This window comes from Pelosinus sp. IPA-1 (assembly GCF_030269905.1).
Taxonomy (GTDB): Bacteria; Bacillota; Negativicutes; order DSM-13327; family DSM-13327; genus Pelosinus.
This window is the reverse complement of sequence record NZ_BSVC01000001.1, coordinates 13,489-28,301: the sequence shown is the minus strand read 5'-3', so window position 1 is coordinate 28,301 and position 14,813 is coordinate 13,489. Positions and strand designations below refer to the sequence as shown.

The following is a 14,813-nucleotide window of genomic DNA, read 5'->3' as shown; positions in this document are numbered from 1 at the left end:
ACTGTTATTACTAGTTAAGGCGCATCGATAACTTTACTTTTTAAAAGAGATTTTTCATATTCAGTAGTCAAATTTCGAGCACTTGCCAAATATTTGTCATCTACGGCCAGTCCTTGAATTTGAGCAACTTGTTTGCGAGTCGCCGTAATATCAGGCAGCCAGTAACTGAGATCATCGATATACACAGGTTTACCAGGTGCCATTTCTGTTTTTAACCCCTGTTTATAAACATCGTTCATGATAGTAGCTAAATTCAACATTTCGCTTACCGGCATATCTGTCTTAAATACAGTATTGGCTTCCTTAATAACATTTGGTACCTTAGGAATTACTGACGGGGTGATCACATCCGCTAATAAAGCCTTTGCAAATTTTTGTTGGCGTTCAATTCTTCCGATATCACCCATCTCATCATGTCGAAACCGTACATATTGCAGTGCAACATTGCCATCCATATGCTGCATACCAGGTTTAAGGTCAATAAGACCGTCGTTATCTACCTCTCCCTCATCGTAAGGGTCATAATAATACATACGCTTGTCCACATTAATGTCAACTCCACCTAAGGCATCAATCACTTTCTTAAAGCCATCCATATTTATTGCCACATAGTAATCAATCGGTACACCCAACAAATTTGCTACTGTCTGCTCTGATAATTTTGGTCCACCATATGCATAAGCATGACCAATCTTATTCCAACCATGATCCGGAATCGCTACTCTACTATCTCTCGGTACCCAAAGCATGGAGAGATTCTTAGTATCTGTATCTACCGTCACTACACAGGTTACATTGGAACGTCCAATATCATTTTTACGTTCATCAATTCCTAAAAGCAAGATATTTATTTTCTTATGAGCAGGTAAGCCTATGGCTTGCTTTGCTTTTTCAACAACAGCGATTGGAGAGTCAGCTGAAGTTGAAGAACTAGTATTCTTAAAAGATACTGCCGCAACAATCGATATTATCATGAATATAAGAACTGCAATTGCTACTATCCATCTTTTCCGATAAGCTCTTTTTCTTGCTACACGCTTTTCTAATTCTGGTGCCATAATGTACACCATCCTCTCTATAAAAAAAGGCTCCCGTCTTCGGAAGCCTCATTACATAATAACAGAATATCAACGAAATATCAACAAATTAGTTACCTATTTGACAGGCGAAACATACAGTATATATGTATAAAGTAAAAGGAGGAATGCTATGAACAGTCTTCTTTTAAGTCTAGCAATAGCCATAGCAGCAAATCTCGATAACCTAGGAGTCGGCATCGCTTATGGAATTCAAAAAATCAAGATTTCTCATATGGCTAATCTTATCATTGCTTTCATATCATTTGCCGCTACATGGCTATCAGCTGAAATAGGAAAGGTGATCAGTTTCTATCTCAGTCCACAGACTGCAAATGTTATAGGAGCACTTCTTCTTTTTAGTGTAGGAGTGTGGGTTTTTATTCAGCCTATTCTTACAGCAATAAAAAGTAATCAACCTATACTGGATTTACAACTATGTGGAGAAAGATTTTATATCGGTCCCACCGAAATATTAAGTTATCCAGAACGGGCTGATATTGATAACTCTCGCAGTGTTGGATATTGGGAAGCAGTGATTTTGGGTGTTGCTCTTTCTATAAACGCATTAGCAGGTGGCTTCGCTGCAGGCACGGTTGATATATCGTCTCTAATAGAGGCAACGTTAGTCGGTATATTCAGCTTTATTACAATTATTACAGGATATTACTTTGGTAAAAAATATGCTGCAGAACAAATTGGTAAATACGCTACTGTAATTTCGGGAACATTATTGATGGTAATAGGGGTCCATCAGCTATTAGGCTAACTATGGAGGTCATATTTTATCCTAAAAATCACCAAAGATTTTTTAGGAGATTCCATAGAATATTCAAAGGGTCAAAAAGCTAAATTGACAATGAAAACATATCAAAGTATAAAGGCACCTTTTACAGAGTACCTTAGTTTTATTCTTCAGTTACCTTCAACATCTTCAGAAATTCATTCATAGAATACGATTCTTCCTGATCTGGTTTATCATCGAACCTTACAAAAACCTTAGACCCATCTATATTAGTTATCGTTCCGTTATGACAGGTATTAATATAGAGAGATACCTTTGAACCAACTTCAATAAGCATACTAACGGCCTCCTATTCATTTGCTACAGCTGCCTGTTGCAGTGCTTGTACGATTTCTTCCTCAATCTTGTAGCAGTACTGAGGTAGGTTCAATCGATAACAAGTAGCTCTGCCTGTTATAGTATTGCCCTGTTTTAGTTTCTTTAGCAGTCAGTATCTTGAAGATTTCTTATGGTTTCTCCTAAAGTTTATTTTCATATAAAACTACCCCCTCTTGTCCATTTCATAGCTGAAATTCTGCAAGAGGGGGTAGTTTTTTCACTTATTATTGCGCTAGTTTTATCATGGCTTCTGCAAGTATTTTTGTCGCTAGCGTCAATTCATCTAAATCAAGTTTTTCGTCAGCCTCATGTTCCCCTTTTGAAATGCCTCCAGGAAAGGCCATACCAAACGCCACAGTATTAGGCATTGTTTTTGCATAAGTACCGCCACCTGTAGTCATAGGTGCTACGTCTTTGCCAAACTGCCGACAAAAAATCTCAGTCAATGTCGTGACCAAAAAGCTGTCTTTTGGATAATATAGAGGCTGGGTAATTTCGGGTATCACCAGTTTTAATCCTAAAGCAGCGGTAGCCCCTTTTATTTTTTCCGCTATCGTTTCTGGGTTGACAGTCACTGGTACACGGATATCACAGCCAACTTCCACATTGCCATTCTTACATATAATTCGTGAAAAATTCAAGGTCAGACCACCGGATACTTCATCGCTACACGCAATACCTAAAGACTGCCCATCACATTCCCGCCCTAGGAGTGTATTGATTTTGCCAACAAACTCTGCAAGGGTTCCGCACAATTGACATTCAACTAAAAAAGCGCACAGACGGCTAACAGCATTATCACCCATTGCTGGTTCCATAGCATGAGCAGGTCTGCCTTTTACTTTTATCACCACTTCATTTTCATTGCCGCCTTCGGCAGTCAGCTGACATTTTTCCCGTTGAGTATATCTCTGGGCTAATGCTATGAAAGCACTAGGATCGGTTACTCTTACGGTAGCTTCTGCATAATCTGGTACGACGTTCATCGTATCGCCACCGCCGATGCTTACAATCACATTAGTTGCTGGTTGTTCCCCAAGCACTGCGGAGAGAAAAATATTGACATGTCCCTTTTCTCCATAGGTTACCGGGAAAGTAGAATCAGGAGTAAAACCAAAGCATGGTGCTGGTTCATGTTTCAAATAATGCTCCATATCCGTCATACCTACTTCTTCATCACAGCCAAAGATTACTCGAATGCGATGTTTTAGCGTTATACCCGCATCCTTAATGGCTGCCAAGGCATATAAAGCAGCAAAAATCGGTCCTTTATCATCGATCGCCCCACGTCCTACGATACAATTGTTCACAATTTTCCCCTCAAGAGGTGGAGAAGTCCAGCCCTTACCAAGAGGTACAATATCTAAATGTCCAAGTACCGCAACATATTCTTCCCCCACGCCATACTCAGCATAACCACAATATCCGTCAAGATCCTTTACAGTAAACCCAAGTTTTTTAGCTTCAGCCAATGCAAAGTCCAGCGCATCTTTAGTCTCTTTTCCGAATGGCGCACCTGGCTGTGGATCTCCTTTCACACTGTGAAATCCAATTGCTGTCTGAATTGCTTTAACTAGGTCGGCCTTACTAGCATCCAAATTAGAAAAAACCTTCTCCATATAATCCTCCTGTACATTTTTAATATTCTTACTATTTACTTTCAATACAAAATTTGTAAATCCTCTTTTTATTTACTACATTTCATCACATTGTCCTTATAGAGTATACTTCTTCGTCATTGCAGAGAATTACATCATTATTTTTATCATTTGATAGCTGAGAGGAATTTCATAATTACCTTTCGAGTGATCCATAAAGGCGTACTGCTTTAAAAACAGCCTTCTGTTCTTTTAATTATTATTGGTTCTAATATATTGAATGAAGTTGCTATTATTCCCTAAAAAGGGTAGACGTATCCTACTTACCCTGATATTGTGCGTTTTTGGCAACTTTGGATTCAATTCATAACCATTGATGAAGCAAGGGAAGTTGTTGAGCAATGCATACATTGCTCTGAACGATATAACCTCAAAACAAAACTGACACCGTTTGAAAAACGGCGCCAGTCTGCTTAATTCAAGTAATCCTACATATGGTGGTTTTATTTTATCTTCCTGAACTAGGGTGCATTTCAATTTCGGCAGTGGCTTCTTTCGTCATTATAAATGATAAGTTTCTACTTACCATCCTTTTATAACCACAGCTATTTACTTTGGGCTGTTGTTTTAATTTTGTAACCGATATACAAACATAGCAACCAAACAGGTGCAATATACAAAGAGAAACGCATGTCAGGCATGAAGGCCATAATAACAACAACAGCTGCTAAAAAAGCTAAGCCGATATAAGATGCAATAGGGTATAACGGCATTTTAAACAATATGTGTTTATTGGCCTGTTCTTTATGTTTGCGAGATTTTAACTGTACAATTAAAATAATCGCCCAATTAATAATAATCGAAATAGTCGCCAATGACATTAAATATAAGAATACTTTCTCTGGGTTTAAATAACTTAATAACACTACAATTAATGTAAACACTGTAGAAACCAATACTGCATTTACTGGTGTACCTGCTGAATTTAATTTACCAAAGATTTTCGGAGCATTTCCTTGTTCGGCCAAACCGTATAACATTCTTCCGTTACTATATAAAGCACTATTATATGCTGATAAAGCTGCCGTAAGAACTACAAAATTCAACAAATTAGCTGCCGACGAAATACCTACATGAGAAAATATCTGTACGAAAGGACTCCCCGTTGACTCCATTTCAATCCACGGGAATATTGCCAAAATCACTCCCATAGCTCCTATATAAAATAGTAAAATTCTCCATACAACTTGATTAATTGCTTGTGGGATGGTTTTTTCAGGATTCTCAGCTTCACCAGCAGTAATTCCTACAAGCTCTACACCACCAAATGAAAACATGACTAAAACCAGTGACATCACCACTCCCTGTATGCCATTTGGTAAAAATCCTCCATGTGTCCATAAGTTACTGATCCCAATAGGTTGTCCACCATTACCAACACCAAAAACAATCATCCCTATACCAAAAACAATCATGCCAATGATTGCTATTACCTTGATAATGGCAAACCAAAATTCAAACTCGCCATAAACTTTTACATTTATCATATTAATTAATGTAACGCCCACCAAGCATATCAGTGCTGAAACCCATGTTGGAATATCCGGAAACCAATAATTAATATAAACGCCTACCACTGATAATTCAGCCATACCAACAACTACATAATTAAACCAATAGTTCCAGCCAGCAATGAATCCCGGAAGTTCGCCCCAATATTGATAAGCATATTCACTGAATGAGCCTGACACTGGATGATCGACAGCCATTTCTCCCAATGCTCGCATAATAAAAAATATAATTGCGCCACCGATTAAATAAGATAAAGTAATCGCTGGTCCGGCCATTTTTACTACTGTAGCAGAACCGTAGAACAATCCTGTACCGATGGCTCCCCCCAACGCGATCATTTGGATATGACGATTCTTAAGTCCACGTTGCACATGTTGATTCGTATTATTGCTACCCATAGTTCTCCCCCTCTTACAAAATTAATCTTCGTCAATTGGTATTGACAATGTTCTTTTTTCCGTACTTATTACAATGTTAGCTTCCACCCGACTTACTCCAGGTATCGCCATAAGTAAATCGATTACAAAATCTTTGTAAGTAGGCATATCCTTTGCAACAATTTTTAAAAGATAGTCTCGATTACCAGTAATCGCATAACATTCAAGAACCTGTGGAATTTTATTGATCTGCTCCAAGAAAAAATCAACTGTTTCTCTCGTCAGCGGAGACAAAACCACCATAATAAAAGCAATAGTTTCCATTCCAAGTTTTTTTTCATCAACAATCGTTGTGAACTGCTTGATAACACCTAGTTCTTTTAGATTTTTTGTCCTTGTTAGACACGCTGAGGTAGACAAACCAATCATTTTTGATAAATCTAAATTGGATATTGAAGAATCTTTTTGCAACTCTCTAAGAATTGCTTTGTCGTAGTTATCGAATGTCATTATAATATAATTCTCCTTTATTTTTAAAAACAAAAATATTATGAGGTCATTTGTATATATTGCAACATTTTATGTCGTCTTGTCAATGTTTTTAAATACAATTATACACCACATCTCCCCACGGCACACAAAAAACAGCTATTTGCCTATCATTAGACAAATAGCTGTTTCCCATCAATGATTTTCTTGGAAGATCTCTTCCATTATATCGAGTGCAAAAACCGCCTCTACACTCAACATTCTGAGGCTAGGTGCGGTTCAACATTTTCTTATTCTACCTTATGTTTATGATAATAGTTAGTTCCCCATTGGGATAATTGTTTTAGTATTGGAAGGATACTTATAGCATCCTCTGTCAGTGAGTATTCAACTCTCGGTGGAATTTCTGCGTACACTAGCCTTTTTACAAGATTAGCCTCTTCTAATTCACGCAGCTGCTGCGTAAGCATTTTGGGTGTTACAGAACCTAACTGCCGTTTAATTTCAGCAAAACGCATGGTTCCTTCTTTCAAGTTCCAGAGAATTGGAATCTTCCATTTACCGCTTATCAGATACACTGTTAATTCCATCTCGCATTTAAATTTATGGTTATACAATCTTAGCATCTTTTCGTCTTCCCTCCGCCCACTATGAATAGAGGTACTAGGATACACATAAGTGCGTACTAGTTTGCCACTCCAAGTTATAGTATCATTGTATCATACTAGTATGGTTACAACCCTTAAGAAAATGTACATTTTCAATTCATTAGGAGGTATTGAGATAGATGATAAGCCCTATAACCAAAGTGATACAACTTGCCTTCGTTGTTAACAATCTTGAAGCAGGAATAGAGCGCTATCGGCAAATGTTCGGATTAACAAATTGGGAAGTATATACACTCGCCCCACCTTCTTTAAAACACTTGCGTTACCATGGAAATCATGGTCAGTTTTCCCTACGCCAGGCAGTCGCGATGTCAAAGGATGGCATGCAATATGAGTTAATTGAACCGTTGACAGGTCCGAGCATTTACCATGATTTCTTAGAACTCCATGGTGAAGGTCTTCATCACATAGCCTGTGAATATACTGGCAGCTTTGATGAAGCGATATCTCAATTTTATCAACTGGGTGTAGTCCCTGTCATGCAAGGTCAGTGGGGAGAGATTCGGTTTGCCTATATGGACACCAAGAAAAAAATTGGCACGTGCGTTGAAATTTGGGATATCCCAAACAATTATAAGTTCCCCATTCCTGAAAAAATTGTACCTTAGAAAAAGCAAGGGGACAAGTGCAATGAGTCAATCCAATAATTAAAATCTACTATCCTCACTCTATCTTTGTAATATTTCTTATAAACACAAAGAACTCCTGCCAAATTTCTAGAAAGATTTGGTAGGAGTTCTTTCGCTATTACAAATGATACGGTTCTCCGTATCGGATCAAACAGAGAGTTTTTTCCATCTGAACAGGAGCACGATACGCGATCCGAGAACTTGTAAATCTACCCATTTTGTGTCAATAAAATCGTCTTTTCATCGTAAATTCCTTGTATTACTGGATTGTGCATAACAAAATCCGCTAAGTTTACCATGGAGATCGTTAAAGTATTTCAAAATATAAATCAAATTATTGGATTGACAAAATCATCTGTTATTCATATAATCATCGATAAAGAAAGTCTACAATATCTTTTATGGAGGTTTTCATTTGAAATATACAAAAGCAACAAACTATGCTCTGCATACCATTGTATACATGATTGAACATGCTCAAAATGAGAAACTGAGTGTACAGACACTGGCGGATCACTTCAATGTTTCCGTTACCTATCTTTCAAAAATTTTAACGCAGTTGGTTAAGGCGGATTTAATTGAATCAACTTCAGGTGTGAAAGGCGGCTACGCCTTGCGCAAAAAGATTAAGGACATTTCCTTTATGGATGTTATTAAGGCAACCGAAGGAACTGGATCATTATTTGATTGTAGTTTCCAAACAGAAAGCAAGTGTTTGATACATAAAGCAATGGCAGAAGCAGAAAATATCATGGAGACGTATCTGCAGGATAAAAAGCTTTATGAAGTAGCCCAGAGCAAATCAACTTGTAGAATCGGTACGGAATAATCAATCAGTATTTGATTGATTATTCAATAGGATTTTGCATTCTAATCATAGATATTAAATGTCTATAATGTATTTTATGAAGGGATACAAATGAACAAAATTGAAGAACTTAAAAAGAAACCGATTGGAAAATTACTAGTCCAATACTCAGTTCCCGCGGTGCTGTTGACTGTATTTATATACGAACTGGTTTCGGAAATCCTTTATTTATTGGAGTTTAGACGTGTAAACATTACGTAAATTTATGCTAGCCGCAAGCAAGTCAATATTCTAATTAAAATAAAACATAAAGGAGATAGAGATATGACAGAATTCTGGGAATCAAGTTTTATAGAAAAACAAACGATGTGGGGATTTGAACCTTCAGACTCTACAATCTTGACAAAGGACTTTTTCCTTGAAAAGAAAGTTAAGGATATATTGATACCAGGTATTGGATACGGCAGAAATGCAAAGGCTTTTATTGAGAACGGAATTAATGTAACAGGTATTGAGATTTCAGGAACAGCGATTGATTTGGCAAGACAAAATGGGATTGGGATTAGTATCTATCATGGTTCAGTAACTGACATGCCTTTTGATAACAAACTTTATGACGGTATTTTTTCCTATGCACTTATTCACTTATTGAATAATCGTGAGAGGAATAAATTTATTAAAGATTGTTATAATCAGTTAAAACCAAACGGATATATGATTTTTACCACTGTTTCAAAAAAAGCTCCAATGTTTGGAAAGGGCAAACAACTGAGTAAAGACCGATTTGAGATAATGGAAGGCGTAAAAATGTTCTTTTATGATTCTGATTCAGTAAAACGAGAATTTGGAAAATATGGATTGATAGAATTTGAAGAAATTGATGAGTCAAATAAGAACTTTGAAAATAAACCTCCAGTGAAATTTATAATTGTAAAATGTAAAAAAGAACTATAAAGATATCGTAAATACATCTTTATTGGCAAAAAGTAAAATTAGAAATGTCCTCAATCCCTGCATACACAAGGATTGAGGACATTTTGACATAAGTCAACCCAACCCACCATAAACAATCGGGTCAGACTTGACGTATAGTAAAAATTGCATCATTTTCTCATGATCTTACATGAGCCAAATAATTCAATTGCTAAACAAGCCTGCCCCCAATTCTCCCCTAGAGAAAATGACATCCTCTTCATTTGGCAGGATTTTCATATTCCTAAAGGAATTGTAGTATAAAATAGCGGATTAAAAGCTCAGAACTATAAGGAGGTAAAAAGTCATGAAAAAACGAGGTAAATTTTTATTAGCTGGTTTGTTAGCAACGGCTATGATCGTTTATTCGAGTACGAATGTGTTTGCTAAGAATTCAAACCCACAGGTGCCGTCGTATCAAACGGTTACAGAAATCTATGATTGGGGAGCTGCTGTATCGAAAATCATAATTGATTTGGGTCAGAATGTTGAACAGAACTCCGTGACAAGGGACACTTTTAAAGTGCATGTAGCAAGAAAGGAGACTCGGGAAAACACCAAATTACTGGGAGAAGAGGAAGGAGATCGTACGATTACCAAGGCCTATGTTGCTGATAAGGATGGGAATTCCGCACTCCAGGGGCAGTACGTAGTTCTTGAAATGGAAGTGGGACCAACGGTCTCCTTGGCATCACCTCTTAACTTTAGTGTCGTGACGATGCAAAATGATTGGATTACCTGTAACTACACGATTAGTCAGCAGCAAGATATCAGGACTAGTTTAGGATCCATTTCAGGATTGGTTGTAACTACATATACTGGGGACAATCGGAAGCTTGTAGATGATTTTACTACTGGCAAGGCATCCTATGACAATGTTACTTTGACCTACGCAAGTTATACACCAACAATCGATAAGAAGAAGCAACCCTTACTTATCTGGTTGCATGGTATGGGCGAAGGCGGAACAGATCCTACGATTCCGATTGCTGGCAATAAGGCATCAGCTTTTGCCACAAAAGAAATGCAGGCTTATTTTGCTGGAGCGTACGTATTAGTACCGCAAACGCCTACTTTTTGGATGGACGGTTTTACAGGGTTTGGCGATGGAACATCAAAATACGAGAAAGCCCTCATGGCATTAATTAAAGAATATGTTGCGAATCACCAAGGCATTGATACAAACAGAATCTATATCGGCGGGGATTCAAATGGCGGATATATGACAATGCTGCTGATCCGCGATTATCCAGAGTATTTTGCGGCGGCATTTCCAACCTGCGAAGCACTCAAAGATGCACTACTTACAGAAGCAGATATACAAAAAATGAAAAATGTCCCCATTTGGTTTACGGCTGCCAAAACAGATAAAACAGTACCTCCTGCCGCTTACGTATTACCGACTTATGATCGCTTAATCAAGGCAGGCGCCCCAAATGTGCATTTATCATTATTTGAAAATGTACTGGATACTACAGGGTTATACAAAAAAGCCAACGGAGCCCCCTATGAATATGACGGGCATTGGTCATGGATTTACGTATACACCAATCAATGCTCAGCCATAATTAATGGTAAGGAAACATCAATTATGAAATGGTTATCTACTCAAGCCCTGGCGGGAGGGCGATAATACAGACTGAAAGATCAGCGAATTTTATCCGCTGACCTTTCAGTCTAAAAAACTCAAAGGGACGGTTCTTTTGAGTTACTCACAAACCTGATCCCAATTGCTCCCTCTGATACTGTACTTTTGGGGAGCAATTGACATGATTTATCATAAGGATGACGTCAGGAAATAACTATTTTATATCCTATACACAATTAATTTAAAAAGAATTGGGAAATTTAAGTAAAAATGGATTTATTTCGATATTATAAGTAAAGCTTATATCGAGGGGGAATTAATAAAATGAGCGGCTTTACGTCTGACTTACTTCAATCAAATTTTTTGCAATCGCAAGTTAATATGAATTACAATATGAAAAGACACTTTCATAACAAAGCTAGTACTATAAAAGAAGAAATAAAAGCAGATATAGGTCGTGGCAATATCGCTGCAGAAAAGGAAAATTTAGCTGATGCAAAATCTCAAGAAGATACAGCATCCCAAAAATTATCAGAATCTGTAAATAACCAACAAAAAATAATTAATAGAACCTCAAAAGAAAAAAGTGATCTGAATAATATAGTGACGACTTCGAATGATCCCACAGTTTTAATGCATCAGAAGCAAATCATTTCATCTGAAATTGCAAAACTGCAAAGCGCAGATGATGCAAGTGCAAATACAAAGCAAGTTCAGCAACTTCAACAACAATTGCAAACAATCCAAACTGCCCTCCAACAGGTGCAGGCAAATCAGCCTAGTAGTAACAACGACAATAATATTACATCTATAAATGCCCAAAACACTTTATTAAATATCGGCCCCGCCTATACTGTTGAACTTGGACAAGAAACTAGCGGAAATGAGATCTGAGGCTAACAGTATTCATCCCTTTCCACCATGATTTATGATCTGACTTCCAAGCAGACCATGAAAAGATTAATGTCCTATTCAAGTGGTATTATGCAAAACCTAATAGCTAATTCATCAGGAAAAAATAATAAATTCAGCAACTCACAGGGACGGTTCTTTTGAGTTGCTCGCAAAAACTGGGGTCAGGCTTGAGCTATTAATAATTTGATTTAATGCAACATCGTGAGCAAAACAACTCAATTTTGACATAAGTCAAGCCTGCCCCCGATTGCTCCCCGAAACCAACGATGAACCGATATCCTTCATGGCAGTGTGCAGATCTTTTCTTTCATACGCCGGTTCATTTCGCATACCGGCAACGACTTGTACCTCTTTAACATCAAATTCCAGCAACTCAAACATTTTTTTCGTATAATCAAAATACAACTGGAACATGCCCGAATCAGGATTACCCTGAGTGAACACAAGAATCAACTTTTTCTTCGCGGCATTTTCTTCTTTGAAATACGGAGAGAATCGCGGAGAAAATCGCGCAAACAACCTGTCGGTGAATATCTTCGCTTGGGCACTCATCTGCCCCATGTAAACCGGCGAGCCGAGAACAAGGGCATCGGCATGCTCAATCGCGTCATAAAGTTTTTGCATGTCGTCGTTGATTATACAACCCCGATCGCCCCTTTTGCAGCCATAACAACTCTTGCACGGTTTGATATCAAGATCGCTGAAATACCAGGATTGAGTTTCGGCGCCCTGTTCTTTCGCACCTTCGAGAATTTTATTAACTGTCCAGGCAGTATTGCCTTCCTTCCGTGGACTTGCGGTAAATCCGATGATTTTCATCTTTCCTCTTTCCTCCTTAGCACTTATTTACATGCGTACCCTTATACAAAATTGGTATTGCCACTGCTATAAGGATCATACCCATAAAGGCAGGTGCGGCATGACCAAGTGATACATAGATTTGACCTCCAATGATAGGCCCAATGATTCTTGCTAAAGCCTGAATGGATTGGCTACCTCCTTGAATCCTTCCTTGTTCACTAGAATCGACAGACTTGGAGAGCATCCCATTGAATGAAGGCCCAATGAGCGAATCACCAAAACCAAATATAAACATTCCAGCGATAAAAAGAGGATAAAATGAGAACAAAGCCGATGCTGCAATAAGACTGTAGCCTATAATCTCGGAAACCATTCCAAGAATTGCTATCTGTTTATCGCTAAGTTTTATCAAAAGCTTTGGCATTATAAAACCTTGTGAAATGATGTCTTGGAAGCCAATAATTGAAAACACAAGTCCGATTTGTGCAGGTTCCCAACTGAAAGTATCTATTGTAAATTGTGAAAGAACCGCCTGTAAAGATCCGTTGGGCATCCAAAGTAAGAACGCTGCGACAAGCAGCCTTTTTAAGTTTTTCATGGAAAGTACGTTTACAAGTTGTGTAAATGGATTCAGTCTTACAAAGGCAATTTCTTTCAGTCTATTATTCTTGTTAAGGCTCTCAGGCATAAAAAAGAATCCATAAACAACATTCAATAAAGTTATGATTGCTCCAAAATACATGGGTACAGAATAACCAAACTTGGCAAGTAATCCGCCTAGAGTTGGGCCAATGACGAAGCCTACACCTGAAGCCGCACTCACCCATCCAAAGTATTTCGTTCTCTGTTCTGGAGGAGTGATGTCTGCAAAATATGCCAAGATTGTGCTTATGCTCCCGCCTGCTATACCTTCTATTATGCGCCCAGCAAATAGTACCCATAGAGCTCCTCCTATGCCAAAAACTAAGTACCCGATTGCGGACCCCAAAAGACATACTAAGAGTACTGGACGACGGCCATATCTGTCGCTCAAAGCTCCAAGTCCGGGGGCCGAAAAAAACACGCAGACTGCATAAGCAGAGGTCAGCAGCGTAACAACTATCGCTTGATCTCCCGGATTGCTTGTATAAGGCTGTACTAAGAATGGGACGACAGGTGTTATGATACCGAAGCCTATTCCGCAAAGAAACACAAACATAAGACCGAATAGTAAAGCCTTTTTATCTACGGTTTGTTCTGTGTTCTGTACATTTTGTGATCTAAATTTGAACATTTAAATTTTCCTCTCAAAAGATGATTTTTGTTTCTTTGTCAACAAAAATCATCTTATCATCGTTTTGTTTCTTTGTCAACAAAACGACTGCAATAAAAATGCAGCCCGTTCTCAATAGAGTTGGGCTGCCTGTGGTTTCATTTTCATTATTCAAATTTATCCGATGACTAACCCGCTCTAATACTTCCGCATCTCATTAACAGCCTATAATCCCTTTTCTTACAAAAAGGGAACAGTCTGTAAATTCGAAATAAGTTCGCGCTAAGGGTTCTTGCAAACCCAAGGCTCACTTATCTATAGGCGGTGAATAAAGAGCGGCTAAGTCCCTGGATAACGTCGACTAAGATTCAGATGGAGTTTAACACACCATCTGAATCAAGTCTAGTTTATTCCGACTTAATATCTAAACCCTGTTTCTTGATTTCTGCATCCAAATGCCTATTATACTTTTCCACGAAGCTAAGCATACTGTCAAATTGTTCCTTGGTTACCTGCTCAAATACAGCTCTATCCCGCTCTTGAAACTCTTTGTGCAACTCCTCATGGACTTTGTAAATTTCTTGCCCTTGTTCAGTAAGCCTGAAATAAATTTCTTTCTTATTATCCGGCTTCTGATAGCTTTCAATGACACCCTTTTTTATGAGCTTCTTGGTCATTTTACTTATGGCCCCCCTAGTCATATAAAAGGGCTCCGCAAGTTTTGTCACGTTGGAATCTACATTTCTTCCAATGTATTCGATGCAATGCACTTCAGAAGGCTTATAACCCTTAAGACTGTCTTCCATCTTAAGCTTATTAAGCCAAACCATCTTGTTGTGTAAGTCCCTGAAACGCATCATGACCTGTTCTTCTTTGTTCATGGCCTGTCCTCCCGCCCGTTGGTGCATTAACAATATTATATTAAATTTTTGTTTCTATTTCAAC

General features: G+C 38.1%; 15 protein-coding genes. 6 read left to right on the top strand and 9 right to left on the bottom strand.

Features of this window, described 5'->3' with window-relative positions:
* Positions 1-14 precede the first annotated feature (14 nt).
* Positions 15-1,058 (bottom strand): LCP family protein, encoded by a 1,044-nt coding sequence (locus tag QSJ81_RS00150; RefSeq protein WP_285715389.1) that lies wholly within the window; start codon positions 1,056-1,058, stop codon positions 15-17.
* 151 nt (positions 1,059-1,209) lie between these two features.
* Between QSJ81_RS00150 and ytaF the strand changes: the two genes are divergently transcribed.
* On the top strand, positions 1,210-1,845 hold the full coding sequence (ytaF, locus tag QSJ81_RS00145; RefSeq protein ID WP_285715388.1) for a sporulation membrane protein YtaF: 636 nt from the start codon (positions 1,210-1,212) through the stop codon (positions 1,843-1,845).
* Positions 1,846-1,984: 139 nt separating this feature from the next.
* On the opposite strand, the gene QSJ81_RS00140 is transcribed toward ytaF, so the two are convergent.
* The 5 genes from QSJ81_RS00140 to QSJ81_RS00120 all read right to left on the bottom strand — a co-directional run bounded on the left by QSJ81_RS00140 (position 1,985) and on the right by QSJ81_RS00120 (position 6,861).
* Entirely contained in the window at positions 1,985-2,158 is a 174-nt protein-coding gene (locus QSJ81_RS00140) for a hypothetical protein (RefSeq protein ID WP_285715387.1), read from the bottom strand.
* Positions 2,159-2,423: 265 nt separating this feature from the next.
* Positions 2,424-3,818 (bottom strand): dipeptidase PepV, encoded by a 1,395-nt coding sequence (pepV, locus tag QSJ81_RS00135; protein ID WP_285715386.1) that lies wholly within the window; start codon positions 3,816-3,818, stop codon positions 2,424-2,426.
* A gap of 584 nt (positions 3,819-4,402) precedes the next feature.
* Positions 4,403-5,767: an amino acid permease gene (locus tag QSJ81_RS00130; protein WP_285715385.1), complete on the bottom strand. Its 1,365-nt coding sequence runs from the start codon at positions 5,765-5,767 to the stop codon at positions 4,403-4,405.
* A gap of 21 nt (positions 5,768-5,788) precedes the next feature.
* A complete protein-coding gene (locus tag QSJ81_RS00125; RefSeq protein ID WP_285715384.1) occupies positions 5,789-6,256 on the bottom strand; it encodes an Lrp/AsnC family transcriptional regulator in 468 nt (155 codons plus the stop codon).
* Between the two features lie 269 nt (positions 6,257-6,525).
* Complete coding sequence (locus tag QSJ81_RS00120) at positions 6,526-6,861, bottom strand: winged helix-turn-helix transcriptional regulator (RefSeq protein WP_285715383.1); 336 nt, start codon at positions 6,859-6,861, stop codon at positions 6,526-6,528.
* A 161-nt stretch (positions 6,862-7,022) separates the two neighbouring features.
* Between QSJ81_RS00120 and QSJ81_RS00115 the strand changes: the two genes are divergently transcribed.
* The 5 genes from QSJ81_RS00115 to QSJ81_RS00095 all read left to right on the top strand — a co-directional run bounded on the left by QSJ81_RS00115 (position 7,023) and on the right by QSJ81_RS00095 (position 11,794).
* Positions 7,023-7,511, top strand: coding sequence for a VOC family protein (locus tag QSJ81_RS00115; RefSeq protein ID WP_285715382.1), 489 nt, complete (start codon positions 7,023-7,025; stop codon positions 7,509-7,511).
* Between the two features lie 436 nt (positions 7,512-7,947).
* Complete coding sequence (locus QSJ81_RS00110; protein ID WP_285715381.1) at positions 7,948-8,361, top strand: RrF2 family transcriptional regulator; 414 nt, start codon at positions 7,948-7,950, stop codon at positions 8,359-8,361.
* A gap of 303 nt (positions 8,362-8,664) precedes the next feature.
* Entirely contained in the window at positions 8,665-9,294 is a 630-nt protein-coding gene (locus tag QSJ81_RS00105) for a class I SAM-dependent methyltransferase (RefSeq protein ID WP_285715380.1), read from the top strand.
* 325 nt (positions 9,295-9,619) lie between these two features.
* The gene (locus QSJ81_RS00100) at positions 9,620-10,945 is read left to right on the top strand and encodes a prolyl oligopeptidase family serine peptidase (RefSeq protein WP_285715379.1); all 1,326 of its coding nucleotides are present in this window, start codon (positions 9,620-9,622) and stop codon (positions 10,943-10,945) included.
* 279 nt (positions 10,946-11,224) lie between these two features.
* Positions 11,225-11,794 carry a hypothetical protein gene (locus QSJ81_RS00095; protein WP_285715378.1) on the top strand — a complete coding sequence of 190 codons (570 nt, stop codon included), beginning with the start codon at positions 11,225-11,227 and terminating at the stop codon, positions 11,792-11,794.
* A 252-nt stretch (positions 11,795-12,046) separates the two neighbouring features.
* On the opposite strand, the gene QSJ81_RS00090 is transcribed toward QSJ81_RS00095, so the two are convergent.
* From QSJ81_RS00090 to QSJ81_RS00080, 3 genes are all read right to left on the bottom strand, one after another.
* A complete protein-coding gene (locus tag QSJ81_RS00090; protein ID WP_285715377.1) occupies positions 12,047-12,634 on the bottom strand; it encodes a flavodoxin family protein in 588 nt (195 codons plus the stop codon).
* 16 nt (positions 12,635-12,650) lie between these two features.
* A complete protein-coding gene (locus QSJ81_RS00085) occupies positions 12,651-13,889 on the bottom strand; it encodes an MFS transporter (protein ID WP_285715376.1) in 1,239 nt (412 codons plus the stop codon).
* A 386-nt stretch (positions 13,890-14,275) separates the two neighbouring features.
* Positions 14,276-14,749: a MarR family transcriptional regulator gene (locus tag QSJ81_RS00080; RefSeq protein WP_285715375.1), complete on the bottom strand. Its 474-nt coding sequence runs from the start codon at positions 14,747-14,749 to the stop codon at positions 14,276-14,278.
* Positions 14,750-14,813 lie beyond the last annotated feature (64 nt).